The sequence below is a fragment of the Providencia sp. PROV272 genome, assembly GCF_049901975.1.
In the GTDB taxonomy this organism is placed as follows: domain Bacteria; phylum Pseudomonadota; class Gammaproteobacteria; order Enterobacterales; family Enterobacteriaceae; genus Providencia; species Providencia stuartii.
The window spans coordinates 1,422,564-1,448,797 of record NZ_CP096291.1 but is presented as its reverse complement, the minus strand read 5'-3'; the positions used below and the strand labels follow the sequence as shown (position 1 = coordinate 1,448,797).

Here is a 26,234-nt window from a genome sequence, read left to right as displayed (position 1 = left end):
GAGTAGTCACAGTAATGCAGACGCAGCAGTCAGTAATCTGCATTACTAATTTAATTCAGGATGTTGCTGCAACCTACGTAGAAAACGCTCCCGCCTTGTTTGTTCACGACTAATATCCAAAAGTAGCTCTTCAATAAAGGCTAAATGGCGATGGGAAGCCTCCCTTGCCTTCTCAGGCTCTCTTGCCATTATAGCGGAGAATATTTGAGCTCGATGTTCACTAACTGCTTTGTACATTTCTTTGCGGGTATACAAAAACTCAAAGTTTTGACGAATATTCTGTTCCAACATTGGCACCATACAACGTAACAAATGCAGTATCACCACATTATGCGCCGCTTCTGTGACAATCAGTTGATATTGCAAAACCGCATTTGATTCCGCATTAATATCGCCACTTTGTTGAGCTTTAATAATTAGCTCATAGCTTTGTCGAATTCGCTCCAAATCCTCATCCGTACCACGCAACGCCGCATAATAAGCAGCTATCCCTTCAAGGGCATGGCGTGTTTCAAGAAGATCAAATTGAGATTCGGGATTCCCCGTAAGAAGTTCAGTTAGTGGGTCGCTAAAACTTTGCCACATCTGTTTTTGAACAAAAGTTCCGCCACCTTGGCGGCGAGATAATAGACCTTTAGCTTCAAGAGTTTGGATAGCTTCACGCACTGATGGCCGAGAAACGTCGAACTGTTTTGCCAGCTCACGTTCAGGAGGCAGCTTTTCGCCGGGGCGCAATGTCCCTTCGAAAATAAGATGCTCGAGGCGCTGCTCAATAACATCTGATAATTTTGGTTGGCGAATTTTACCGTAAGCCATAACCTGCCATGATCGTTAGTGATTAATTATTGATTAGGTATTGCTCAGTGTTAATTGGTAATACCAATTTCTTTACGGATTAATAAAGTAACAAAGTATTCACTAACTGTCCATAAAGACCTTGAGCTAAATCATAAAATCCTGCAAATTTTAACAGATTTTTTTAAATTTTAGCATGTTTTGATAACTAATCCTCCGATTGCCAGCACGGTAATTTAACATTTGAAGCGAATTTCTATGCTATAAACACGCTAACTGAATCGATATAGCCAAACCATTAGTGTTTTAATATTCAATAATAACGAATAATAACCATATTAACTCACAGTAACCGTTTCAAACGCAGATCCGCAAGGAGCAACCTTAACAATCTAGTTAAATATTCACGTCATTTGTTATTTTACGCAATGTAAGCGTTGTCTATATTCACCAAGATAGCAAGGCTACACGATATAAAAATCTGTAATCGGCTCATCTATCGATTAATGATGAGGTTACATCTTGATTAGACTCTAACTGCACTGCGTTTTATAGATAAAAATGTCTGGCTAATTAGTTGGAATGAATACACCTAGAATAGTTCAAAAAACAGCAAAGCGCCCTAGATGATACTACCTATACGAAAAAATAAGCCTGCCTCAACCTAGGAGGCCTACTAGCATGAGACGGCGATGCTCGCTTTCGCGGCCTATCGCTCCAATATTTATTTTCGTTAGCTAGTAATCAACAAGCTAATATCAAGGCCATACTCAAAACCCACCTTTCTGAGTAAAAAGCGTTGGCGTAGCACTCCCTCGTTTTAGCTTTATGCACAGCGTAATAAGGTGGATTTGTTAAGCTAACGGCTCTCAATTTTCATATTTGCTATTACTGCTGCCATACATGAATCAAGGCAAAATGCCCACTGTTGTGACTAAATAAACAGAAAATCTCTTCCCCCTTTCTTGTTATGAGAAAGGGGGAGTTATGATGGTTAATATTTATTCTGTTGTTGCTAAATGCAGCCATCATCGGGCACTAGGTTAGCGATGGGAGTCCTGGCTATATTGCTTATTTTTCTTCAATAAAACGCATTGAAAGATCCATCGCTCTAATATGTTTCGTCAATGCACCAACAGAAATGAAATCAACCCCAGTTTCCGCAAATTCTCTGATAGTATCTAATGTAACATCACCAGACACCTCGAGAGCGGCTTTACCCGCTGTCAGTACAACAGCCTCTTTCATCATCGTGACAGTGAAATTATCAAGCATAATAATGTCTGCATTCGCCTTTAATGCTTGAAGTAATTCAGTTAAATCTTCAACTTCAACCTCAATAGGAACTTCCGGATGAGCTCGCCTCGCTAACGCCACTGCTTGAGCAACAGAGCCTGCCGAAATGATATGGTTTTCTTTAATTAAATAAGCATCTGATAAACCAAGACGATGATTAAAACCCCCACCCATTAGTACCGCATATTTAAGAGCACTTCTTAAGCCGGGGATCGTTTTACGTGTATCTAATAATTTGGTTCTTGTGCCTTCAATTTTCGCCACATACTGAGCAGTTACAGTAGAAACAGAAGACAATGTCTGGATAAAGTTCAATGCCGTTCTTTCTCCAGTGAGTAATACTTGTGAAGGCCCTGACATTTCACAAAGCAGCTGATTTGGCGCAACCTTATCTCCATCATTCACATGCCATACAATGCTAACTTGCCCACCAAGCTGGCTAAAAACTTCTTCTAACCATTTTTGTCCACAAAAAACGCCTTCTTCCCGTGTAATAATACGCGCTTTAGCTTGTGAAGTAGGTTGTAAAAGCTGCCCCGTAATATCTTGCTTAAAATCAACTGTTTGCCCAAGATCTTCTTTTAACGCGTGGCTTACTATAAATGGAATATCGCTATTTAACCTTTCAAGCAATAATTCACGTCTTTGTTCTTCGCTATAACGCCTCGTCGCCATCAATCCACTCCAATAAATTTCTTGTGCCCATTGCTATCTATACCCATCATGTATCAAGCCTTATGGCGCACGTTATTCATCTTGCTATCGCCCAATCATCTAAGCTATTACAGTACATACAACTCAATGTGCTTGGGTATGAAAATAGAACCACCGCTACAAACATACATCTCGAATAATTTTGTGTATATGCTAATCTTCTCAACTCAAGATAACGAATATAAGCGAGTAATAAAACGGGAATACTATGCTACCAGAGATAAAAATACATAATGGCTGGCTACAAAATGTGACTCATATCCCTTCACCACACCATGATGAGCGCCCTGAGAACATTATCCCTTCCCTGTTAGTTATCCATAATATTAGCTTACCCCCCGGCCAATTTGGTGGGCCTTATATCAACCAGCTTTTTACTGGAACACTCGACCCAACAGAGCATGCCTTTTTTGATGAAATCAAACACCTTCGTGTTTCAGCCCACTGTTTAATTCGCCGTGATGGCGAGATTATTCAATATGTTCCTTTTCATTTAAGAGCTTGGCACGCTGGGCAATCCCTTTATAAGGGTAGAGAAAAATGTAATGATTTTTCAATTGGGATCGAGCTTGAAGGCACGGATTTTGAACCTTTCACGCCTTTACAATACAATTCGCTAGTAAAACTGACACATGCTCTTATTGAGCTATACCCTGAATTACAAGATAACATCACCGGTCACAGCGACATTGCCCCCGGCCGTAAAACAGATCCCGGCCCTTATTTTGATTGGCAACAATTCAAGGCCCTGTTAAAACATAAAAGATAATATAATTTATAGTGCAACCGACTTAACTGAGTGCCTTATCTCTGTTTAAACCTACTTTAAATGGACTCTTTTAAGTCTCTACAATGACTGCCCCTCGCCATAAACCGCGAAGCTTTCCACTTTTCGGCCCGCAACTGCCGATATGACGGATAAGACTGCTCTTTGTCGGCTGATACGACAAGCTCAGCTATTGCCCCCTATAATTCCCTTATGCCGGATGTGGATTGTCAGTCATGTTCAACGATGGATTACTCTTTAAAGCCCTTTAGTTTTTTCATCTTATATCCCAATCCACACTGTGCGAGGTTTATAGCATTCTCTCTAAAATAGCCCCTACTTCCCCCGCTTCTACTCATTAGTTTTATCATACTTTCTCATTAACGCGATATTTTATTGTCCACCATATTTACCTTTGCGAGTCTTCTCCCAAGAAAATGTAATACGATACATTTTTTATTTTAATTTTTCGTAGGTGCTCGTATGCAGGGTTTGAAGAGATTAAATAATCAAATGGAACAATTTAAGATGCCTCCTCACTCAACAAGGAGGCTATATGAATCAACAAGGATTTTCTTTAATTGAAATAATGGTTGTCATTGCAATAATTTCTATATTAAGTGCTATTGCAATACCGGGATATCAAGGTTATATGCAAAAAGCGGCAATAACCGATGTATTACAAACAGTTTTACCATATAAGAATAATATTGAAATTTGCGCGTTTAATAAAGGCTCATTAACTGGCTGTAATGCAGGAAGTGAAAATATTCCTAATAATATAAAAGGAAAATATATCAAAACAATAGATGTAAAGTCAGGCATTATTAACTTTATAGCCGATAAGAGTCTTGCCAATCTCTCTGTGACTTTAACCCCAATTATCCCTACTGATAGTTCACCATTCCAATGGCAAGTAGCCTGCGAACATGATAGTGACAGTAAATTAAAAGCATTATGTGAAAATACCTTCATCTTTTAATATAAGGTAAGTTTATGAATAGCACCAGGGAAAGAGATTTTATATTTAAAGAATTAAAAAGTATTTGTGATAAACACTATATTATTATTGTTGATTACAATCATAAAAGATTATCTATAGGTGTACCTAAAAAGCCAGATGACAATATACTTGCTACTTTACGTTTTATTGCTAGCGTGCCGGTATGCTATGACATTTGGCCAAAAGAAAAGATTGATCATTACTTCAATAAAAAATATGAGGAGATCCAAGAGCCAGAAACAAACTATCAACCTAATGGCGCCGAGCAGCTAGATACACGTTCACCCGCCGTCGATTTTGTAGAGAATATGCTCAAAACAGCGGTAAGAAAACGCGCATCTGATATTCATATCGAACCATCAAAACAAGGGATAAAAATCCGTTTACGTGTAGATGGCAAGCTCTATTTTATTCCTTCACCACCTCTCGAAATCAATAATGAAATTATTGCTCGAATAAAAATAGTTGCCAAATTGAATATTGCAGAGAAGCGATTACCACAAGATGGGCAAATGAGTTGGCATTTCGAAGGGCATAATTACAGTATTCGCCTGTCAACGATACCAACATTATATGGTGAAAAATTGGTTCTACGGATACTTAGCACCCAGCTAAAGTATTCTATAGAATAAATAGGGATGCACAATAATTTGCTATTAAGTGGCGGATTCAAGTCCGAAGTGCAACGCTAAGCCGCCTTTCTTAGCTCCGCAAACACCACCGAAGGTTGTCTGAACCCCAGACACTTGCGTGGCCTGCTGTTCAACGCTCCCTGATAGCGTTGTAAGTCTTCTTCTGTCACTGTCCGCAGGTCTGTTCCTTTCGGGATAAACTGTCTTAACAACCCATTCGTATTCTCGTTCAGCCCACGCTCATGCGAGGCATACGGATGGGCAAAGTACGTATCTGCGTTCAGTGCTTCTGCTATCGCCTTGTGCTCACTAAACTCTAGACCGTTATCGAACGTTATTGTGTGACATACATCCTGATACTCACTCAGCAGTGAGATAATGGCCTTACTGACTTCCACCGCATCCTTTGAAAACACCTTTTTTGTCAGGTAAATACGGCTTTTGCGTTCTGCCAGTGTCACGATAGCACCAGTGCCCTGTTTACCCTGCACCAAATCGGCCTCCCCCAGTCCCCCAGACGGCTACGGTCATCGACGACTGACGGCCGTAGCTCATGGATAGCTCAATGGATACCGCATCAGGGATGCGCCCTCGTTTCTGCCCGTAGCCCTTACGATATCGCCGTTTGCCCTGCCTAAGATGCCTGTACAACTCGCCACCGCTACGCTTATCCGCATAGATATACTGGTAAATCCATTCATGGCTGACGCTAAGACCAATAATGCTGCCAATTGCACTTATTTGCTCAGGACTCCACTTCCACTCCAGAGCAAATATCACGAAATCTATGGTCTGCTGAGGAATTGTCCTTTTGGCAGATGACAGCCGCCTATCACAGCACTTCTGGTGTGCCTGTTGTGGGTTATAACCAGTATCTGAAGTGTTACGCCTCAGTTCACGGGAGACCGTGGACTTGCTTACACCGATACGGATACCTATCTCATGGCAGGATAAATTATCCTCACGCAGTATCGATATCTGGTATCGTTGTCCTTCGGTTAGTTGCTGATACTTCATACTTACTCGCTCATCTTTGGTCGGAAGAGCAGGATAGCTTATCAGTAGCTAACCGTCCTTCCATCTAACATGACCGAGCGTTGCACTTATTATCTGAATTCGCGAGTTTAAAAAAAGAGCTATTGCAACCACAGGGCTTAATTCTTGTCACAGGCCCGACTGGCAGTGGGAAAACCGTCACGCTCTATAGTGCATTAGAGTATCTCAACCAATCTTCACGTAACATATCTACCATTGAAGACCCTATTGAGATCCCACTATCTGGAATTAACCAAGTTCAAGTAAACGATAAATATGGCTTGAGTTTCGCTCACATACTAAGAGCCTTACTCCGGCAAGATCCTGATATTATCATGGTAGGAGAAATTCGAGATGAAGAAACGGCACAAATAGCAACCAGAGCCGCACAAACAGGCCATTTAGTCTTATCAACTCTACATACCAATTGCACATTTAGCGCCATTGAAAGGATGGCGCAATTAGGTGTGAGTCAATCCCAATTGAGTTCTTGCTTAAAAATGGTGATTGCACAAAGGCTGGTACGCCGATTATGCCCAAACTGTAAAGTCACCCCCCCTAAAAATACACAAATTAGCGACAATAAAACGATTAAAGAGTGGTCATCCACGGGATGTGATCTCTGTTTTGCAGGGTTTATGGGGAGAACCGCCATATATGAGTATCTAGGGCAAGATGCACTGACTGAGATTTTTCAGCATGGAAAACAATGTATCACTCATTTTCAAACACTTTTTCAGGATGGATTGAACTTAATTGAAGCAGGTGAAACCACATTACAAGAGCTCTATGCTATTACAGGGACAGGGGAGATTATTTAATGTTTATCTATTCTTATACCGCTTTATCTCATGATAATAATATTGTCCAAGATTTTATTATTTCTAAAAATAAAAAATCAGCCTTTATTGAACTCTTAGAAGCGGAACAAACTCCACTTCATATTCGTTTAAAAACCATATTCATTCTCAACGCGGCCAATATTAACTACCGAACGCATTTTTTCTATCAACTAAATTCCCTCGTATCATCCGGTATTAATTTACTCCAAAGTCTATATATTTTGCAAAAAAACACACACTCACCATTTTGGCAAAAGATTATCACATCGACGATCACTGACTTAAAGAAAGGCAATCGGTTTTCTGATAGCTTAAGAAAACACCCTAACATCTTCACCCCCACCATAATCAGTTTAATAAGCGTCGCAGAAAAAACCGGAAATTATGAAAATAACTTTAAAATCATTGCAGGTATGCTAAAACACAATGAAGAGACAAAGAAAAAAATCACTAAGTCACTTAGATACCCTATTGTATTAACATTATTTTCTATCGCATTAATCTTCATTATGTTGGTTTATGTGTTACCACAATTTGAAACTATTTATCAAAGTTTTCAACACGAGCTTCCTTTAATCACAAAAATCATGATCTATTTATCTAATTTGGTCACTGATTATTTTCCTTATTTTTTACTTATAACGCTAATTATTTCATTACTGATTTGGAAATTTAAAGCGAATACCGTAAGATTCATTATTACGTTGCTATTTTATGTTCCACCTATCAAAAAATTAATTAAAAATAGTAACTTGAATATCTTTTTCTGGCGGATTCAAGTCCGAAGTGCAACGCTAAGCCGCCTTTCTTAGCTCCGCAAACACCACCGAAGGTTGTCTGAACCCCAGACACTTGCGTGGCCTGCTGTTCAACGCTCCCTGATAGCGTTGTAAGTCTTCTTCTGTCACTGTCCGCAGGTCTGTTCCTTTCGGGATAAACTGTCTTAACAACCCATTCGTATTCTCGTTCAGCCCACGCTCATGCGAGGCATACGGATGGGCAAAGTACGTATCTGCGTTCAGTGCTTCTGCTATCGCCTTGTGCTCACTAAACTCTAGACCGTTATCGAACGTTATTGTGTGACATACATCCTGATACTCACTCAGCAGTGAGATAATGGCCTTACTGACTTCCACCGCATCCTTTGAAAACACCTTTTTTGTCAGGTAAATACGGCTTTTGCGTTCTGCCAGTGTCACGATAGCACCAGTGCCCTGTTTACCCTGCACCAAATCGGCCTCCCAGTCCCCCAGACGGCTACGGTCATCGACGACTGACGGCCGTAGCTCAATGGATACCGCATCAGGGATGCGCCCTCGTTTCTGCCCGTAGCCCTTACGATATCGCCGTTTGCCCTGCCTAAGATGCCTGTACAACTCGCCACCGCTACGCTTATCCGCATAGATATACTGGTAAATCCATTCATGGCTGACGCTAAGACCAATAATGCTGCCAATTGCACTTATTTGCTCAGGACTCCACTTCCACTCCAGAGCAAATATCACGAAATCTATGGTCTGCTGAGGAATTGTCCTTTTGGCAGATGACAGCCGCCTATCACAGCACTTCTGGTGTGCCTGTTGTGGGTTATAACCAGTATCTGAAGTGTTACGCCTCAGTTCACGGGAGACCGTGGACTTGCTTACACCGATACGGATACCTATCTCATGGCAGGATAAATTATCCTCACGCAGTATCGATATCTGGTATCGTTGTCCTTCGGTTAGTTGCTGATACTTCATACTTACTCGCTCATCTTTGGTCGGAAGAGCAGGATAGCTTATCAGTAGCTAACCGTCCTTCCATCTAACATGACCGAGCGTTGCACTTATTATCTGAATTCGCGTCTTAACCTTATCCTCAACACTCCAAGCGGGTTTGCCGCTAACAGAATGTTTAAAATGTACAGCGGATACACTGCATAACCCGTTGTATAAAAAAGAAAGCCTTTCTGTATATCATGCTGTTTTAAAAGGGGAGTCATTATCTGCTGCCGTTAAAAACAGCGCTTTCTTTCCAAGTATTGTGCATCAGCTAATCGCTGTTGCAGAAGAGTCTGGTCAGCTTCCTCACTTCTTACAGTATTTATTTACACATTTTTCAACGCAACATACTAGCTTAACTGAAAAGTCATTAAAGAATCTCGAACCTATCTTACTATTGCTAATGGCATTCCTCGTTGGAACTATTATGGTGGCAATGTACCTCCCTATCTTCAATTTAGGAAATGTTATAACAGGGATTTAATGGCTTAATTATAGGATAGCATTTTGCCTATTTATGCTATAAAACTACTTGCGGATGTTAAGATCAGTAAACCTACCGTGCGTATTATCTTGTGAGTGAAGACAAATCAAAAAAATCCGTGTAACCTACTATTTTTCAATAGAATGAAGAAGAATATGAGCTATATTGTTGCATTAACAGGGGGGATCGGTAGCGGTAAAACAACCGTTGCGAATCACTTTGCCAAGCTAGGAATACCGCTAGTTGATGCTGATATTATTGCCAGAAAAGTCGTCGAGCCTGGCTCACCAGCCCTTGAAGCTATCGCCTCTCGTTATGGCGCAGACATTATTCAACCTGATGGCTCTCTCAATCGACAACGTCTTAGGGAAATTATTTTTTCTGATGTCGCCGAGAAACAATGGCTAAATGCCCTACTTCATCCCTTAATTCATCAAGAAACACAACAACAATTACAGCAGGCCGATAGCCCTTATGTGTTATGGGTTGTACCTCTGTTATTTGAAAATAAACTCGCTCATCTTGCCAATCGGGTGCTGGTTATTGATGTCACCCCTGAAGAACAAATTTTACGCACGGTACAAAGAGACAATGTGAGTGAAGAGCATGTAGTGAATATTTTGAAAGCCCAAACCAGCAGAGAAAACCGTTTACTACAAGCTGATGATGTTATTACAAACCATGATGGTGAATTAAACATAGCTGAAAAGGTAGCCACATTGCACGAAAAGTATATGACGTTAGCACAACAGCAAAAATAGGAAATAAATATGAGTGAATCAAACACTGTAAACTTCGTCACTTACGAGTATCCATTGAATGAAAAAATTCGCTCATGGTTAAGGCTCGAAACACTATTACAACAGGTTTATGAGCTTAGTCACATTACATCCTATACCTCTGGTATTGCCTTTTTCCGCTCAGTTTCAGAATTAATTGAAATCCTTGATAGAGGTGAAGTACGCTCTGATCTGATCAAAGAGCTAGAAAAACAGCGTAAGCGTTTAGCTGCATGGGCCGAGGCTCCAAATGCAGACAACCAGTTGATCTCAACACTTCTTGATGATCTTGCGGCTAAGATTACCAATATCACCGCGGCGCCTAGATTTGGTCAACAATTACGAAATGACAAAATTATTAGTATGGTGCGCCAGCGCTTAAGTATCCCTGGTGGATGCTGTAGTTTCGATCTGCCCACATTACAGTTATGGCTTCATATGCCACAAGAACAAAAAGATCAGGCTATTAGCGAGTGGCTAAAGAGTCTCATGCCACTCAAAGATGCATTAGATACTATCTTGAGCTTAATCCGCCACGCAGGCGCTTTTGAGCGAAAAGAGTGCCATAATGGTTTTTATCAAGATAGTGTTGAAGACAAAGAGTTATTAAGAGTGAAGTTATCCAGCGATAAATTAATTTTCCCTCAGATTTCAGGTCATAAAACGCGATTTGCTATCCGTTTTCTTCACATTGACAGTGAAAATGGTATTGTACCCACAACGATGGCCTTTGAATTATCCTGCTGCTAATAAGGGGTAGTAATAAATGACTGAGAAAATTGAAGTTAATTGTCCAACTTGCCAAAAAGTTGTGGTTTGGGGTGAAGAAAGCCCTTATCGGCCCTTTTGCAGTAAACGCTGTCAGCTCATTGACCTAGGTGAATGGGCTGCTGAAGAAAAGCGTATTACCAGCCAAGGGGATATTTCTGACAGCGATAACTGGAGCGAACAACCCGACCAGTAGCAACATGAGTGATGAGCTTTATATCCCAATCATTCCTCTGAGATAGATTGAGATATAAAGCATTTTTGATAAATATCCTACTGCTATAAGCTAGTAATGATATTTTTCTACACGAACAAGAAAACACTAATATGGCTGTTTACCTTGGGATACGGCCCCGGTTTATCGTCAACAACCCCTAACTTAATCTCAGTGAATATCTTCTGCGTTTAACATATCAATAATCACTCGGTTAGCTGGAGGAAATTCACTTGCGACCAAGTCTTTTTGATCGACCCAACGCCCTTTTTGTCCCTCTTTCCCATAAGGTTCATTTTCCCAATCTGAAACCATAAAGAAGTATAAAGTGACATAACGTTCATCAAATTCGTGTTCGACACAATGAAAAAGCTCACATTCAGTGACGATAATGCCAACTTCTTCTTCTAGTTCACGGATAAGTGCATCTTGCGGTTGTTCGCCGTTTTCCAGTTTTCCCCCGGGAAATTCCCAAAAACCGGCCATATGCGTTCCACTTGGACGCTCTGTAATAAATATTTTTTGCGCGTTATTACGAATAATTCCAGCAGCGATATAAAGGTGTTTTTTTTCCATAATTTCTTCGTTAAAAAGGCGGGTTACCCCGCCTTGTTTGATGTAATAATTAATTATTTTAACCGACCATGACACTGTTTGTATTTTTTACCTGAACCACAAGGACATGGGTCATTACGACCAATTTTATGACCTTGTGTTGCTATTTGCGCTTCCGCTTCAGACATCAATGATTCAGCGCCAGCTTCATGGCTTAACTGTTGTCTTCTTGCTAAACGCTCAGCTTCTTCTTTACGTTGTTGCTCTAAAGCTTCAACTTCTTCAGGCAAACGAACTTGCACTTTAGAAAGTGTACTGATTACTTCATATTTTAACGATTCAAGCATATTCGCGAACATGTTGAAAGATTCACGTTTATATTCTTGTTTCGGATCTTTTTGTGCGTAACCACGTAAATGGATACCTTGGCGTAAATAGTCCATCGAAGCTAAGTGTTCTTTCCACAACGTATCTAACGTTTGTAGCATGACACCTTTTTCAAAGTTACGCATCATTTCTGCGCCAACAATCTCTTCTTTCTTCTGATAGACTTCGATGGCTTTTTCCATTATACGCTCACGAAGCGTTTCTTCATGTAACTCTGGTTCTTTATCCAGCCACTCTTTAATGGGTAAATCTAAATCAAAGTCACTCACCAGTCGTTTTTGTAGGCCTTCAATATCCCACATTTCTTCTAGTGATTGCGGTGGAATATAAGTATCGATTGTTGCCGTAAAGACATCTTCACGAATGCTATCCACGGTTTCTTTAATGTCACCACCATCGAGCAATTCGTTACGCTGACTATAAATAGCACGACGTTGATCACTCGCAACATCATCGTACTCAAGAAGTTGCTTACGAATATCAAAGTTACGGTTTTCTACTTTACGCTGGGCATTAGCAATCGCTTTGGTTACCCATGGATGCTCAATCGCCTCACCAGGTTTCATACCTAATTTACGCATCATGCCTGTGACACGATCAGACGCAAAAATACGCATAAGCGCATCTTCCATTGATAAGTAGAAGCGAGAAGAACCGGCATCCCCTTGACGACCCGCACGACCACGTAACTGGTTATCAATACGGCGGGATTCATGGCGCTCTGTACCTATGATATGCAAACCACCCGCGGCAAGAACGGCATCATGGCGCTCTTTCCAACGTGCTTTAATTTCATCGATTTGCTCTTGAGTTGGCGATTCTAAAGCAGCTACTTCTGTCTGCCAGCTACCACCTAACATAATATCGGTACCACGACCTGCCATGTTAGTCGCGATAGTTACTGCTCCCGCTTGACCCGCGTTTGCAACAATATCTGCTTCTAAGGCGTGGAATTTAGCATTCAATACGTTATGCTCAATTTTTGCTTTTTTAAGCGCGTTAGAAATTAACTCTGACTTTTCAATTGAGATTGTACCGACCAGAACAGGCTGACCATTTTGTGTTCTTTCACGAATATCTTCGATAATAGCCGCAAATTTATCTGTTTCTGTCATATAAACCAGATCAGGTAAATCTTTACGGATCATTGGACGGTTAGTTGGAATAACAATCGTATCGAGTTTATAGATAGAACTAAATTCAAATGCTTCGGTATCCGCTGTACCTGTCATACCAGCAAGTTTTTCGTACAAACGGAAATAGTTTTGGAATGTAATCGATGCCAATGTTTGGTTTTCGTTTTGGATCTCAACACCTTCTTTGGCTTCAACAGCTTGATGCAGACCATCTGACCAACGACGCCCTTCCATTGTACGACCTGTATGTTCGTCAACAATGATAACTTGACCATCTTTAACGATATAGTCGACATCCAAAGTAAACAGCGCATGCGCACGTAGGCCGGCCATAACATGGTGCATCAACATAATGTTAGATGGCGAATAGAGTGATTCCCCCTCTTCCATTAAGCCTGCTTCTGTCAGCAGCTGCTCAATCAGCACCAAGCCGCGTTCAGTCAGCGTAACTTGACGTGATTTTTCATCAACAGAGAAGTGACCTTCGCCTTGGAAAGTGTCTGAATCTTCTTTTTCTTGACGCACTAGCTTAGGAATTAATTTATCAACTTTTTTATACAGCTCTGAACTGTCTTCAGCAGGGCCTGAAATAATCAGTGGGGTACGAGCTTCGTCGATAAGAATGGAGTCAACCTCATCCACTAACGCATAATGAAGTTTACGCTGTACGCGCTCCTCTGGGCTAAATGCCATGTTATCACGTAGATAGTCGAAACCGAATTCGTTGTTAGTTCCGTAAGTGATGTCAGCCGCATAAGCCTCACGTTTCAGCGCAGCAGGCATACCCGGAAGGTTGATACCAACGGTTAAACCTAAAAATTCAAATAAAGGACGGTTATTTTCGGCGTCACGCTTAGCTAAGTAGTCGTTTACTGTAACAACGTGAACCCCTTTACCCGTTAAGGCATTCAAGTAAGCTGGCAATGTCGCGGTAAGTGTTTTACCTTCACCTGTACGCATCTCAGCGATACAACGTTCATTCAGAACCATACCACCAATCAACTGTACGTCGAAATGGCGCATACCGAAAACACGTTTACTGGCTTCACGCACTGTCGCAAACGCTTCTGGGATCAAGCTTTCGAGACTTTCATTCTTGCTTAGGCGATCACGAAATTCCTGCGTTTTTGCCTTAAGCTCATCATCGCTCAATTTTTCAAATTCAGGCTCAAGACGATTGATTTTTTCAACCTCTTTACGCAAGCGACGTAGAGTACGATCATTACGACTACCAAAAACCTTGGTTAATAATTTTGTTAACATATTGATATATTCTCAGATAATTCAGTTAATTACTAAATAGTAAAACCCTGTATTTTGAATAAATACAGCGCATCTCGAACAGATGCTTAAATAAAACTAACAATTAACTGAAAGCAGGGCCCGCACGGATACCATGTACCTGAGCAACCCAAATAGCGGGTTGGTATGCAACGAAATGAGGGTAAGCATAGTGATCAGTTTGATCGAAACTATCACTCCATTGAAGTGAACGTTGTGCCAACATGGCATACAACGTATCAAGCATGACTTGAGGTGCTAACAGTGGCCCTTTTTTTTCATCTTGCTGATTTGCATCATCATCTTCAGAGATTGAAAAAGCGAATGTTAATTGCCTAATCACATTCCTGACCGCATGCTGCTGCCAGTAATTCACTGAATAAGAAGACGATGATGAGGAGCGCTGAGGGCTTTGCTGAGCAAATAAATTATCAAACGCATTAACCGCTTGGTTTTGGCGATTAATTGAAGAGGAGTTGAACTGCGTTTGCTGAGCATCAGATAACGCATTTAAAATCCCAGGCATGCCAATGCTCGTAGCCACAACCCCTAGTAAAAGGTGCGGCCAAAAGTATTTTATACCAAATTGTCGCCAAAGATTTAAAATGCCCATCAAAGTCTTATATTATATTTCTAATATACCATTCTTATTCATGATTGCTTAACAGCATGCCAACCATACCCGCTTGCTATAACTCACCAATCTCTATGATTGTGGCCCTTGTTGGCGCGATTTTCTCAAACACCCAACAGCACCTTGCTACAGCCTTGGTAATTTAGAGTATACTTAGATACTAAACCTACCTATTTAGACGGAGCTAACAATGAGAGATAGCCACCCACAAGCTTTGTTCGATGTTCTTGAGGAGTCACTCGCCAAAACGCGCAGCCCCTTGCTCACCATTCAACGTAATGCTATCGCGATTAATAAACTAAACAAAGCCGTTAAAGCACTGCTGCCAAGCGAATTAAAACCCATGTGCCGCGTAGCAAACTACCGTAATTGCATTTTGGTTATCGAAGTTGCTAACGCAAGTTGGATGACGCGACTGAATTACGAAAAACTTCAGCTACTTTCTGCATTACGAAACTCTATTCTACCATCTTTATCTTCTATAGACATCAGAATCAATCCCGTTCTCATGCGAAAAAAGGCTGAAAATAGCTCACTGAATAATCAAACAGCTAAAACTGCTCAGGTTGCGAATAAACGTAAGATCAGTACAGAAACGGCAAAACAACTTTTGCATTTAGCGGAGAATAGTCCGAAGAGATTAAAAGAGAGATTAGAGCGGCTGGCTGCACTGGCCGGAGAGAGTACCAGTACAACCAACAGAAAAGACTAACACATCATTATATATGTGGTAGTAATATCACTGCTTACTCAACACTGACTATTATCAGTGTGATTAGGCGTAAACAGTTGAAGGTGCTTTGAATGCCACCGGCAATTCAGCTTCATCTTCAAATGTGACCAGATCCCAAGCAGATTCTTTTGCTAATACCGCTTGTAGAAGTTTGTTATTCAATGCGTGGCCTGACTTGTATGCAGTAAATGCACCAATAATATTATGTCCACACATGAATAGGTCACCAATAGCGTCGAGAGTTTTGTGACGAACGAATTCATCTTCAAAACGTAGGCCATCTTCGTTGAGTACACGATAGTCATCAACAACGATAGCGCAATCGAAGCTACCACCTAAGCATAAGCCTTGGGATTGCAGATATTCAATATCACGCATAAAACCAAATGTACGCGCACGACTAATTTGACGCACAAACGCTTCTGCTGAAAAATCCAGCTTATAACGTTGAGTGCTGCTATCAATCGCTGGGTGATTAAAGTCAATGGTAAAATCTAGGCTAAAACCATTGTATGGTGCAAATTCTGCCCATTTATCACCATCTTCTACACGTACTTTCTCTTTTATACGTAAGAATTTTTTCGCACTGTTCAATTCTTCAATACCAGCATCTAGTAATAAGAAAACGAACGGTGCTGCACTGCCATCCATGATCGGGATTTCAGGCGCATTGACTTCAATAACAATGTTATCGATACCTAATCCTGCCAAAGCAGCATTCAGATGCTCTACGGTCGAAATACGCACGTTGTCTTCGTTGACTAAGCAAGTACATAACATGGTATCGCGGACAGACTTAGCATCAGCCGGAAAATCAACCGGAGGATTTAGGTCAGTACGACGGTAGATGACCCCGGTGTTTGCCGCCGCTGGACGCAGAGTAAGCGTGACTTTTTTGCCGGTATGTAAACCAACACCAGTCGCTTCAACTATACGTTTAAGTGTCCTTTGTTTGATCATCGTATTTTTCTCGCAATGTTATCCGTCCTGCTGATTATCTTACTAGATAACCAGCGGGAAAGTTTAGCACAAAAAGCGGAGAATCCAATATTAATTAAAATTAATCGGCCTGTTTACGCAAAAATGCCGGAATATCTAAGTAATCAGGTTCTTTATTCGCTTGCGTATTTTGGTCATTCACCGCTTTCGCAGCAACTGGTTTTTCCTCTGTCAGAGAAGACATGCTATTTTGCATTTGCTGATAACGCTGCTCCATAGACGCTTGCTGTGACATCTTGTTATTCACCAGAGTGATTTCAGGGCGTTTGTCCATACCGATACCGGTAGCCACGACAGTCACGCGCAATTCATCATTCATCTCAGGGTCAAGTGATGTACCAATTACGACGGTTGCATTATCAGATGCGAATGCGCGGATGGTATTACCCACTGTTTCAAACTCATCCAAACGCAGGTCGAAACCAGCGGTAATGTTGACAAGAACACCACGTGCGCCAGACAGATCGATATCTTCCAACAGTGGACTTGAAATTGCCATTTCAGCCGCTTCTTCAGCACGATCTTCACCACGAGCCACACCGGACCCCATCATTGCGTAGCCCATCTCTGACATCACAGTACGTACGTCAGCAAAGTCCACGTTCATCAGACCTGGGCGTGTGATCAGTTCCGCAATACCTTGAACAGCGCCTTTCAGTACATCGTTAGCTGCGCCAAATGCATCAAGTAAAGAGATACCACGACCCAAGACTTTTAATAATTTATCATTTGGAATCGTAATCAATGAGTCAACATGCTTAGATAGCTCAGTGATACCAGATTCCGCAAATGCCATGCGCTTTTTGCCTTCAAAGTTGAATGGCTTAGTCACAACAGCAACTGTTAAGATGCCCAGCTCTTTGGCAACCTCAGCCACAACTGGGGCAGCACCTGTACCTGTACCACCACCCATACCAGCTGCAATAAAGACCATGTCAGCACCTTCAAGTGCATTACGTAAAGCTTCACGATCTTCTTCAGCGGCATTGCGACCAACTTCAGGGTTTGCCCCCGCGCCAAGGCCTTTAGTGATACCAGTACCGATCTGGATTGTTTGTCCGACTGCAGTTTTACGCAGTGCCTGTGCATCAGTATTGACGGCGAAGAATTCCACGCCTTCAATACGTTCACGCACCATGTGTTCAACGGCGTTACCGCCGCCGCCACCAACGCCGATGACTTTAATCACCGCATCGTTGGTTAGCTCCATTGGTTCAAACATAATGTCTCTCCGTTTTGTGCTTTACTTCGAAGCTAATAATATGCTTCTGAATAAAAATTAAAATTCTTTTCTCAGCCAGCCTGTGATTTTACTAAACCACCCTTTAACTGAAGCACGTTTTTCCGTTTCGGTATCATCGCCAAGATGGCTCTCTTTACCGTAATGCAGAAGCCCAACCGCAGTTGAATAGTATGGCTCCTGAGCATAATCCGTTAAGCCTGTAATATTGAGCGGAATACCGACCCTAACTTGTGTATGGAAGACTTTTTGAGCACATTCGACGAGGCCGTCGATTTGTGCCGCCCCTCCCGTTAGCACGATACCCGCTGCCAAATGGTGTTTGACACCTTGTTGGCGTAACTGTTCCTGTAAATTTAAAATTTCTTCATTTACAAGGTTTAACAGCTCTGTGTAACGTGGTTCAATGACCTCCGCTAAAGTCTGACGTTGTAGACTTCTTGGAGGACGCCCTCCCACACTAGGGACTTCAACAGTTTCATCTTTGCTCACTATCGAACCGACAGCGCAGCCATGACGAACTTTGATTGCCTCCGCATCACTCGGTGGAGTACCGAAGGCATAAGCGATATCACTGGTAACGACATTACCTGCATAAGGGATAACTTTGGTATGACGTAGTGCCCCACCTGTGTATACCGCCATATCCATGGTTCCGCCGCCAATATCGACAACACAAACGCCAAGTTCGCGTTCATCTTCGGTCAATACTGAATAGCTCGCTGCAAGACCTGCAAAAATCAGCTGGTCGACTTTTAATCCACAACGCTCAACCGCTTTTACAATATTTTTTGCCATGTCGTTATGACAAGTAATCAAATGTACCTTGGCTTGCATACGTACACCTGACAAACCAACAGGGTTCTTAATACCTTCTTGGTAATCAATCGCGAATTCTTGTGGTATGACATGAAGAATTCGATGCTCATCACGAACCCTAACTGATTTTGCGGTATGAACAACACTGTCAACGTCTTCTTGTGTCACTTCCTCTTCCGAAACGGGCACCATGCCGATTTCGTTTTGGCAGCTAACATGCTTACCTGATAACGCAAGATAAACTGAAGAAATTTGGCAATCCGCCATCAACTCAGCCTGATCAATCGCCCTTTGCACGCATTTAACGACTGATTCCAAGTCATTAACGCCACCTTTGTCCATTCCACGAGATGGACAACTTCCCACCCCGATAATATTCACCATACCATCGGGCAGAATTTCGCCGACAAGGGCCGACACCTTGGAAGTTCCAATTTCAAGGCCTACAACTAATTTTCTGTCCGTCGTTTTGATCATTTGCTTCTGCCTAGTCTGAGTTATTAGCAATATTAATTATTGTAACTCCAGTGGTGCATCCACTAGGAGCGGAGCCCACCCCACCGCAGCACCACTGGTATAACGAAGGTCAACATAGTCGACACGTTTATCTGTGGCTTGCTGCAAAAGCGGATAAAGTTCAAGGAAACGATTTAACCGCTGAAAAACTTCTTTTTTCCCGAGCTCTACTCGGACATCATTATCTAAGATAAGTTGCCAAGCATGGCGTGCCGTCATAGATACTGATTTCAATTTTAAATTGTGTTCTGACAATATTCTTTTAAATTCAATGTACTCTTTTATAACTTCTTTTTGGCTACCTTGGGGGCCATAGAGCATCACATAATTGCCCTTGCTGCTTTCACTCGCAGGGAGGCTAAATACTCGCCCCTCCTGATCAACCATATTTTGGTCATTCCAACGTGCGTAAGGTACGTATTCTACCAGATGTATCTTTAACTCATCAGGCCACTGTTTGCGAACCGTCACCTGACGGATCCAAGGCATCGCACTTATCTGATTTTGGATGGCATTGACATCAACTGTCATAAAAGTACCAGGTTGCCCTAGAGATAATATCGCCTTCCTCACATCATCATTGCTGGTATAGTGGCGCTCTCCGGTTAATACTAACTTTGACATTGGCAGCCTATCTGCATCTTTCATCCAGTTCATGACGGTCCAGCCACTCCAAATGATTGTTCCCACAACCATTAGAAAGAAAATCAACCCGCCGAGAAAAGCACCATTACTTGGGCCTGACCCTGACTCGTTGTTGTCATCATTATGCTTATGATGCCGAACATTCAATGCTGCCTGTGACATATCAGTTAGCCAATTCCAAAATACGTACTACCAACTGCGAAAAATCCATACCTGCTTGGCGCGCTGCCATTGGCACTAAACTGTGACTTGTCATTCCTGGTGAGGTATTCACCTCTAGCAAGTAGAATTGGCCGTCACTATCTTGCATTACATCAACTCGCCCCCAACCGCGACACCCAACCGCCTGATAAGCACGCATCGCAAGTTGCGATAACTGCGCTTCTGATCCTGCATCTAAGCCACTTGGGCAAAAATATTGCGTTTCATCAGAAAGATATTTCGCCTCATAATCGTAAAACACCCCAGGAGGCTGAATACGAATTGATGGTAATGTTTGTTCACCAAGCACTGCGACCGTATATTCTGGACCACTTAACCATTTCTCAATCAGTACGGTTTCATCGAAACGAAACGCTAGTGCCAACGCCGCTGATAAATCACCTAAATTATCAACTTTGCTCATCCCTACACTTGACCCTTCAAGGCTCGGTTTGACAATAAGTGGTAATCCTAGATATGCGACTAATTCTTCAATTTTTTCAGTTTTAAGTGAACTAAACTCAAATTTACTCAACGAAACATAAGGCGATACTGCTAGCCCTGCTCCTTCCCAAAGTTGCTTTGTTCTTAATTTATCCATACTCAAGGCGGAGGCCATCACGCCACTACCTGTGTACGGCAAACCTAAAAACTCCAGCATCCCCTGAATTGTACCGTCTTCCCCCCCTCGGCCATGAAGGGCGATAAACACTTTATCAAACCCAGCATCCTTGAGAGTGACCACTGGAAAATCTTTTGTATCAATAGGATGCGCATCAATTCCAGCCTGACGTAAACCAGCAAGCACCGCATTGCCTGATTGAAGAGAAACTTCACGTTCAGCAGATGTTCCGCCAAATAACACCGCGACTTTCTCGGCCATGAATCACTCCTCTACCATGGGTGGCTGTAATTTTGTTTCAGCAAGATTACGCGCTATTTTACCAATATTCCCAGCACCTTGAACTAAAATTAAGTCATTATCTTCAAGTGCTTGAGCTAAAATTTGTGCAACTTGTTCAGGCTCTGCCACATAAATTGGATCAAGCTGACCACGACCGCGTATCGTCCGACATAATGAACGACTATCCGCCCCCGGCACAGGCTTCTCTCCCGCAGGATAAACCTCTAGCATCAGCAATACATCTACTTGGCTGAGGACATGGGCAAAGTCATCATATAGGTCACGAGTACGTGAATAACGGTGTGGCTGAAACACCATCACAATTCGTTTGTCTGGCCATCCGGCTCTTGCCGCTTTTATTGTCGCGTCAACCTCTGTTGGATGGTGACCATAATCATCCACCAGCATCACTTCGCCTTCTTTACCATTCACATGACGTAGTGAATAGTTTCCGAGAAAATCAAAACGACGCCCTGTACCTTGGAACTCAACCAGTGCAGACAAGATATGCTGATCATCAATGCCTTCTTCCGTCGCCACGGCGACAGCCGCTGTTGCATTCAGAGCGTTATGTCGCCCCGGTGCATTCAGCACTACGGTCAGTTCCGGCATATTTTCACGGGCAATAGTAAAGAAGCCTTGATTACCTTTTTGCTCATATTTGACGATGCGTACATCGGCATCTTCACTAAAGCCATACGTCGTCACATAACGACTGACTCGCGGTAATAATGAACGGATCACAGGATCATCAATACACATCACCGCACGACCATAAAATGGTAAGTTATGCAGGAAGTTGATGAACGTATCTTTCAAGGTTTCAAAGTTACCTTGGTAAGTATCCATATGGTCCGCTTCAATGTTAGTAACCACCGCAACTAAAGGCTGCAAATGTAAGAAAGAGGCGTCACTTTCATCAGCTTCTGCGATTAAATAACGGCTACTACCTAAACGGGCATGAGTCCCCGCGGATTTCACTAGACCGCCGTTAACAAATGTAGGATCTAAGCCCGCTTGCGCATAGATCCCTGAAATCATCGCTGTTGTCGTAGTTTTACCGTGTGTACCTGCCACTGCAATACCATGACGATAACGCATTAATTCCGCCAACATTTCAGCGCGGCGGATAACAGGAATACGTAATTCATGCGCCGCTTGGATTTCAGGGTTGTCCGCTGAAATTGCAGTCGAAACAACGACTACGCTCGCATCTTCAACATTCTCAGGACGGTGATTAAAATAAATAGTTGCACCTAAAGCCGTGAGTTGCTGAGTAACGGCATTTGGCGCTAAATCAGAACCACTAATTTGGTAACCTTCATTTGCCAACACTTCGGCGATACCACCCATGCCAGCACCACCGATACCGACAAAATGGATGTGCCTGACTCTTCTCATTTCTGGCACTGATGTTCTTAATTTCGCCAACTGTTGTGTATTCACTGTATGTCTTCGCTTTTAGTTAATTCTATATCTATGCCATGTTATCGATGGTGATAACTATTTAGCCACTTCACTGATTACTGCCGCTACACGCTCTGTCGCGTCGGTGATAGCACAAGAACGTGCTTTTTTCGCCATCGATAATAATGCTTGCCTATCCCACTGCGCCAATAGGCTAGCAACGTTATCCGCAGTAAATTGTGGTTGCTCAAGGATTTTTGCCGCTCCCGCCTTTTCTAGCGGAAGCGCATTCCAATACTGTTGACGATCTTTATGCTGAAATGGCACAAAAATCGCAGGTAACCCTGCTGCGGCAATTTCACTGACCGTTAACGCTCCAGAACGGCAAACCACAATATCCGCCCATGCATACGCCTGAGCCATATCATCAATAAACTCCGTAACTTTATACTCGGAATTAACTGAATTTTTTAGCCGTTCATTATACAACGCTTCTGTAGTTTCCTTACTGCCTTTTCCCGCTTGATGCCAGATATTTAACTGTTTGCCTACTTTTTCAGCAACCTCTGGCATTACTTGGTTCAAAATACGCGCGCCTTGACTACCACCTACAACCAGTACGCGTATTTTACCGTCGCGATCCGATAATCGCTCCTCGGGCAGTGGCAGCGCTAAGACATCTTTTCGTACTGGATTGCCAACAATTGGCGCATCCGCAAAAGCACCGGGGAACGCTTGAAGTACTCGTTTTGCAATTTTTGACAACCATTTATTCGTTAAACCTGCAATCCCATTTTGTTCATGTAGCACCACAGGTACACCTGATAACCAAGCCGCAATCCCACCAGGCCCTGAAACATATCCGCCCATACCGAGTACAGCGTCAGGTTGATATTGTTTGATAATGGCTTTTGCTTGGCGTATCGCTTTAAAGATCCGCCAAGGCGCGGCAGCCAATGCTAACGCGCCTTTACCTCTAAGCCCTGATATCCGTATAAATTCAATCTCAATACCATGTTGCGGTACTAACGTTGCTTCCATGCGATCGGCTGTGCCTAACCAACGGATTTCCCAGCCTTGAGCCTGCAAATAATGGGCCACAGCTAAACCTGGGAATACATGCCCCCCAGTACCACCAGCCATGACTAATAACCTTTTTGCTTGACTCATTTAACACTCCTTACAAACGCCTGCGCTTTTTGCAGACGTGTTTCAAAATCGACACGTAATAACACGGCAATAGCAGCAGACATAATTAATAGGCTTGAGCCACCATAGCTGATCAATGGCAATGTTAACCCCTTCGTCGGTAACATACCGGCAGCAGCCCCAACATTAACTAATGCTTGGAAGGTAAACCAAATACCTATCGAACACGCTAAATAGCCAGCAAATAATTGGTTAGCTAATAAAGCTCGACGGCCTATCATCATTGCGCGAAATGCCAGCATAAATACCATCAATAACACCAACACAACGCCAATATAGCCAAGCTCCTCAGCTAAAACCGAAAAAATAAAGTCCGTATGCGCTTCTGGTAAATATTCCAGTTTTTGGACTGAGTTCCCTAACCCTTGCCCAACTAACTCACCTCGACCAAATGCCATTAATGATTGGGTAAGCTGATAACCGCTACCAAACGGGTCTTCCCATGGATTCAAAAATGATGTCACTCGGCGCAAACGGTAAGGCTCAAACCAAATCAGTGCTAATACCCCGACAACACACGCCGCAATCCCAATAATAAAGGGGGCCAATCTTGCTCCGGCAAGGAAGAGCAACCCAAGGGTGGTGACGACTAGTACGATAACGGTTCCCAAGTCAGGCTGTAGTAGCAATAATGATGACATCACAATCAAGATACACATTGGTTTTACAAAACCAAGGAAGCGTGTTCTCACTTCCTCTGACTTTCTTACTAAGTAACTGGATACATAGCAAAATAGAGCTAATTTAGATAACTCAGCCGGCTGAATTTTAACAATACCGATATCAATCCAACGCGATGCCCCGTTGACAGAGCTCCCTGCAACCAGTACTACCGCTAATAACAGCAGGGAGACCATTAACAATACAAAGCTGTATTTTTCCCAAACTGCCATTGAGATCCGCATCACGCCTAACACTAAAACAAAGGCAATGGCTAAATAAACGGCATCACGCTTGGCAAAATAAAAAGGATCTTCTGTCAATCTTTGCCCCACCGGCATGGATGCCGATGTCACCATAATAAAACCGATTGCAGCGAGGCCAAGTGCCAGCCATACCAAGGTGCGGTCATAGAGTGTTGAGCCAGCAATAACGCCACCCTTTTCACCAAGTACCCAGTTTTTTATGCGCACAGCACCTGGTATAGTCATCAGCCTAACTCCTTCGCTAACTGAGCAAAAATCATCCCTCGCTGCTCAAAGTTTTTAAATTGGTCGATACTTGCACAAGCTGGAGACAGTAAAACCATATCGCCTGATTTTAAGTGTGGAGCCAAATAACGCATGCTCTGCTCCATCGTTTCCGTCAGCACAGATTTTTCAGGCTCCAATTGGGCTAGAGCTTTACCGTCACGACCAAAGCAGTACACACGCACATTATCTTGGGCAAGATACGGCTTTAAGGGTGAAAAATCGGCAGCTTTACCATCACCACCTAATAGCAGATGCAGTGTTCCATCCACTTTTAAGCCATTTAGTGCGGCTTCCGTGCTACCCACATTGGTCGCTTTAGAGTCGTTAATCCAACGTACTCCGTTGTTCAATAACACCAGTTGGAAACGGTGCATTAATCCAGCGTAATTTTTCAGTACATCCAAGCAAGCCTTACGCTCTATGCCTGCAATATCTGCCAGTGCAAGCGCTGCCAGCGCATTCGTGTAATTGTGTTGCCCAGTCAAATGCATATCAGCAACATCAATGATGGCTTGCCCTTTCGCAACTAATAAACGCTGCTGTGTATCAAAATAATAATCACCACTATCGACCCCAAAGCTGATACACGCTTCATGACGTCTATCTCGTGGTAACGTCAGTGGGTCTTGCGCGTTCACAATGCAATTCGCCGCATTATGATAAATACGTAATTTAGCGTCGCGATACTGCGCTAACCCTAATGGATAGCGATCCATATGGTCTTCTGTCACATTCAGTACGGTTGCCGCTAAGGCTTGTAAACTGGATGTGGTTTCTAATTGGAAGCTTGATAACTCAAGCACATAAAGCTGGTGACCTTGGTTCAGTAGGGATAATGCAGGAATACCAATATTACCACCCACACCAACAGAGATACCTGCGGCTTTTGCCATTTCCCCGACTAAAGAAGTCACCGTGCTTTTACCGTTAGAGCCAGTAATGGCAATGATTGGTGCATCAGCCTCACGACAAAACAGCTCAATATCGCCAACAATCTCAATGCCTTTATTAGCCGCCTGTTGCAACTCAGGTGTCGCTAGAGCAATACCCGGACTTGCGACAATCAAATCAGCTTCTTGTAACCATGAGTTATTTAAACTGCCATGGTGATATTCGACATTGCTAGGTAATTGCTCTACGCCAGGTGGGGCAGAACGAGTATCTATCACACGTGGAATGACACCTTGTGATAAGAAAAAGTGCACACAGGATAGGCCTGTTAGGCCTAACCCGATAATCACCACTTTTTTACCTTGATACTGTTTACCCTGAATACGAGCCATG

General features: G+C 42.6%; 25 protein-coding genes and 1 pseudogene. 10 read left to right on the top strand and 16 right to left on the bottom strand.

The genetic code is table 11. The annotated features are described in order from the left end of the window. Positions 1-45: 45 nt before the first annotated feature. Entirely contained in the window at positions 46-816 is a 771-nt protein-coding gene (pdhR, locus tag M1E93_RS06475; protein WP_426207210.1) for a pyruvate dehydrogenase complex transcriptional repressor PdhR, read from the bottom strand. A gap of 1,050 nt (positions 817-1,866) precedes the next feature. Then, positions 1,867-2,766 carry a carboxylating nicotinate-nucleotide diphosphorylase gene (gene nadC / locus M1E93_RS06470; protein WP_171830683.1) on the bottom strand — a complete coding sequence of 300 codons (900 nt, stop codon included), beginning with the start codon at positions 2,764-2,766 and terminating at the stop codon, positions 1,867-1,869. A gap of 259 nt (positions 2,767-3,025) precedes the next feature. Here nadC and ampD point away from each other — a divergent pair, with 259 nt between their 5' ends. From ampD to M1E93_RS06455, 3 genes are all read left to right on the top strand, one after another. After that, the gene (gene ampD / locus M1E93_RS06465; RefSeq protein ID WP_053110645.1) at positions 3,026-3,574 is read left to right on the top strand and encodes a 1,6-anhydro-N-acetylmuramyl-L-alanine amidase AmpD; all 549 of its coding nucleotides are present in this window, start codon (positions 3,026-3,028) and stop codon (positions 3,572-3,574) included. A gap of 553 nt (positions 3,575-4,127) precedes the next feature. Continuing rightward, positions 4,128-4,553 carry a prepilin peptidase-dependent pilin gene (gene ppdD, locus M1E93_RS06460; protein ID WP_004921858.1) on the top strand — a complete coding sequence of 142 codons (426 nt, stop codon included), beginning with the start codon at positions 4,128-4,130 and terminating at the stop codon, positions 4,551-4,553. A gap of 14 nt (positions 4,554-4,567) precedes the next feature. Then, on the top strand, positions 4,568-5,206 hold the full coding sequence (locus M1E93_RS06455) for an ATPase, T2SS/T4P/T4SS family (protein ID WP_426207209.1): 639 nt from the start codon (positions 4,568-4,570) through the stop codon (positions 5,204-5,206). Between the two features lie 56 nt (positions 5,207-5,262). Here the strand turns inward: M1E93_RS06455 and M1E93_RS06450 are convergent. Beyond that, positions 5,263-6,223: pseudogene (locus M1E93_RS06450) on the bottom strand (IS30 family transposase). A gap of 80 nt (positions 6,224-6,303) precedes the next feature. Between M1E93_RS06450 and M1E93_RS06445 the strand changes: the two are divergent. Both M1E93_RS06445 and M1E93_RS06440 read left to right on the top strand, forming a co-directional pair. Further along, positions 6,304-7,062 (top strand): GspE/PulE family protein, encoded by a 759-nt coding sequence (locus tag M1E93_RS06445; protein WP_426207208.1) that lies wholly within the window; start codon positions 6,304-6,306, stop codon positions 7,060-7,062. Next, positions 7,062-7,895, top strand: coding sequence for a type II secretion system F family protein (locus M1E93_RS06440; RefSeq protein ID WP_426207207.1), 834 nt, complete (start codon positions 7,062-7,064; stop codon positions 7,893-7,895). Before M1E93_RS06445 ends, M1E93_RS06440 begins: the two co-directional genes overlap by 1 nt. Here the strand turns inward: M1E93_RS06440 and M1E93_RS06435 are convergent. Further along, on the bottom strand, positions 7,878-8,825 hold the full coding sequence (locus M1E93_RS06435) for an IS30 family transposase (RefSeq protein WP_140035165.1): 948 nt from the start codon (positions 8,823-8,825) through the stop codon (positions 7,878-7,880). The two genes, M1E93_RS06440 and M1E93_RS06435, sit on opposite strands and share 18 nt — an antisense overlap. 97 nt (positions 8,826-8,922) lie before the next feature. On the opposite strand from M1E93_RS06435, the gene M1E93_RS06430 reads away from it, so the two are divergent. The 4 genes from M1E93_RS06430 (at position 8,923) to yacG (ending at position 11,073) form a co-directional block, all read left to right on the top strand. Continuing rightward, entirely contained in the window at positions 8,923-9,330 is a 408-nt protein-coding gene (locus M1E93_RS06430; RefSeq protein WP_426207279.1) for a type II secretion system F family protein, read from the top strand. A gap of 155 nt (positions 9,331-9,485) precedes the next feature. Beyond that, positions 9,486-10,091, top strand: coding sequence for a dephospho-CoA kinase (coaE, locus tag M1E93_RS06425; protein WP_014656411.1), 606 nt, complete (start codon positions 9,486-9,488; stop codon positions 10,089-10,091). Positions 10,092-10,100: 9 nt separating this feature from the next. Continuing rightward, entirely contained in the window at positions 10,101-10,859 is a 759-nt protein-coding gene (zapD, locus tag M1E93_RS06420; protein WP_014656412.1) for a cell division protein ZapD, read from the top strand. A gap of 16 nt (positions 10,860-10,875) precedes the next feature. Beyond that, positions 10,876-11,073 (top strand): DNA gyrase inhibitor YacG, encoded by a 198-nt coding sequence (gene yacG, locus M1E93_RS06415; RefSeq protein ID WP_004921873.1) that lies wholly within the window; start codon positions 10,876-10,878, stop codon positions 11,071-11,073. Between the two features lie 189 nt (positions 11,074-11,262). On the opposite strand, the gene mutT is transcribed toward yacG, so the two are convergent. The 3 genes from mutT to secM all read right to left on the bottom strand — a co-directional run bounded on the left by mutT (position 11,263) and on the right by secM (position 15,063). Beyond that, positions 11,263-11,667 carry an 8-oxo-dGTP diphosphatase MutT gene (mutT, locus tag M1E93_RS06410; protein WP_040133346.1) on the bottom strand — a complete coding sequence of 135 codons (405 nt, stop codon included), beginning with the start codon at positions 11,665-11,667 and terminating at the stop codon, positions 11,263-11,265. Positions 11,668-11,720: 53 nt separating this feature from the next. Next, entirely contained in the window at positions 11,721-14,432 is a 2,712-nt protein-coding gene (gene secA, locus M1E93_RS06405; protein WP_004921881.1) for a preprotein translocase subunit SecA, read from the bottom strand. Between the two features lie 103 nt (positions 14,433-14,535). Continuing rightward, a complete protein-coding gene (gene secM, locus M1E93_RS06400) occupies positions 14,536-15,063 on the bottom strand; it encodes a secA translation cis-regulator SecM (RefSeq protein ID WP_014656414.1) in 528 nt (175 codons plus the stop codon). Between the two features lie 211 nt (positions 15,064-15,274). Between secM and M1E93_RS06395 the strand changes: the two genes are divergently transcribed. After that, positions 15,275-15,796: a DUF721 domain-containing protein gene (locus M1E93_RS06395; RefSeq protein WP_004921887.1), complete on the top strand. Its 522-nt coding sequence runs from the start codon at positions 15,275-15,277 to the stop codon at positions 15,794-15,796. A gap of 63 nt (positions 15,797-15,859) precedes the next feature. Here M1E93_RS06395 and lpxC read toward each other — a convergent pair whose 3' ends face one another. From lpxC to murD, 9 genes are all read right to left on the bottom strand, one after another. Beyond that, positions 15,860-16,777 carry a UDP-3-O-acyl-N-acetylglucosamine deacetylase gene (gene lpxC, locus M1E93_RS06390; RefSeq protein WP_004921892.1) on the bottom strand — a complete coding sequence of 306 codons (918 nt, stop codon included), beginning with the start codon at positions 16,775-16,777 and terminating at the stop codon, positions 15,860-15,862. Positions 16,778-16,877: 100 nt separating this feature from the next. Continuing rightward, positions 16,878-18,038 (bottom strand): cell division protein FtsZ, encoded by a 1,161-nt coding sequence (ftsZ, locus tag M1E93_RS06385; protein WP_014656415.1) that lies wholly within the window; start codon positions 18,036-18,038, stop codon positions 16,878-16,880. 57 nt (positions 18,039-18,095) lie between these two features. Then, the gene (gene ftsA, locus M1E93_RS06380) at positions 18,096-19,352 is read right to left on the bottom strand and encodes a cell division protein FtsA (protein WP_004921898.1); all 1,257 of its coding nucleotides are present in this window, start codon (positions 19,350-19,352) and stop codon (positions 18,096-18,098) included. A gap of 36 nt (positions 19,353-19,388) precedes the next feature. Beyond that, positions 19,389-20,198, bottom strand: a complete 810-nt coding sequence (ftsQ, locus tag M1E93_RS06375) for a cell division protein FtsQ (protein WP_004921902.1) — start codon at positions 20,196-20,198, stop codon at positions 19,389-19,391. Between the two features lies 1 nt (position 20,199). Beyond that, positions 20,200-21,120 (bottom strand): D-alanine--D-alanine ligase, encoded by a 921-nt coding sequence (locus tag M1E93_RS06370; protein WP_004921904.1) that lies wholly within the window; start codon positions 21,118-21,120, stop codon positions 20,200-20,202. A gap of 3 nt (positions 21,121-21,123) precedes the next feature. Continuing rightward, a complete protein-coding gene (murC, locus tag M1E93_RS06365; RefSeq protein WP_036941184.1) occupies positions 21,124-22,587 on the bottom strand; it encodes a UDP-N-acetylmuramate--L-alanine ligase in 1,464 nt (487 codons plus the stop codon). A 57-nt stretch (positions 22,588-22,644) separates the two neighbouring features. Beyond that, on the bottom strand, positions 22,645-23,718 hold the full coding sequence (gene murG, locus M1E93_RS06360; RefSeq protein WP_004921911.1) for an undecaprenyldiphospho-muramoylpentapeptide beta-N-acetylglucosaminyltransferase: 1,074 nt from the start codon (positions 23,716-23,718) through the stop codon (positions 22,645-22,647). Continuing rightward, the gene (gene ftsW / locus M1E93_RS06355; protein WP_004921913.1) at positions 23,715-24,908 is read right to left on the bottom strand and encodes a cell division protein FtsW; all 1,194 of its coding nucleotides are present in this window, start codon (positions 24,906-24,908) and stop codon (positions 23,715-23,717) included. Before ftsW ends, murG begins: the two co-directional genes overlap by 4 nt. Next, complete coding sequence (gene murD, locus M1E93_RS06350) at positions 24,908-26,233, bottom strand: UDP-N-acetylmuramoyl-L-alanine--D-glutamate ligase (protein WP_004921917.1); 1,326 nt, start codon at positions 26,231-26,233, stop codon at positions 24,908-24,910. The genes ftsW and murD overlap by 1 nt, the downstream gene beginning before the upstream one ends. Position 26,234 lies beyond the last annotated feature (1 nt).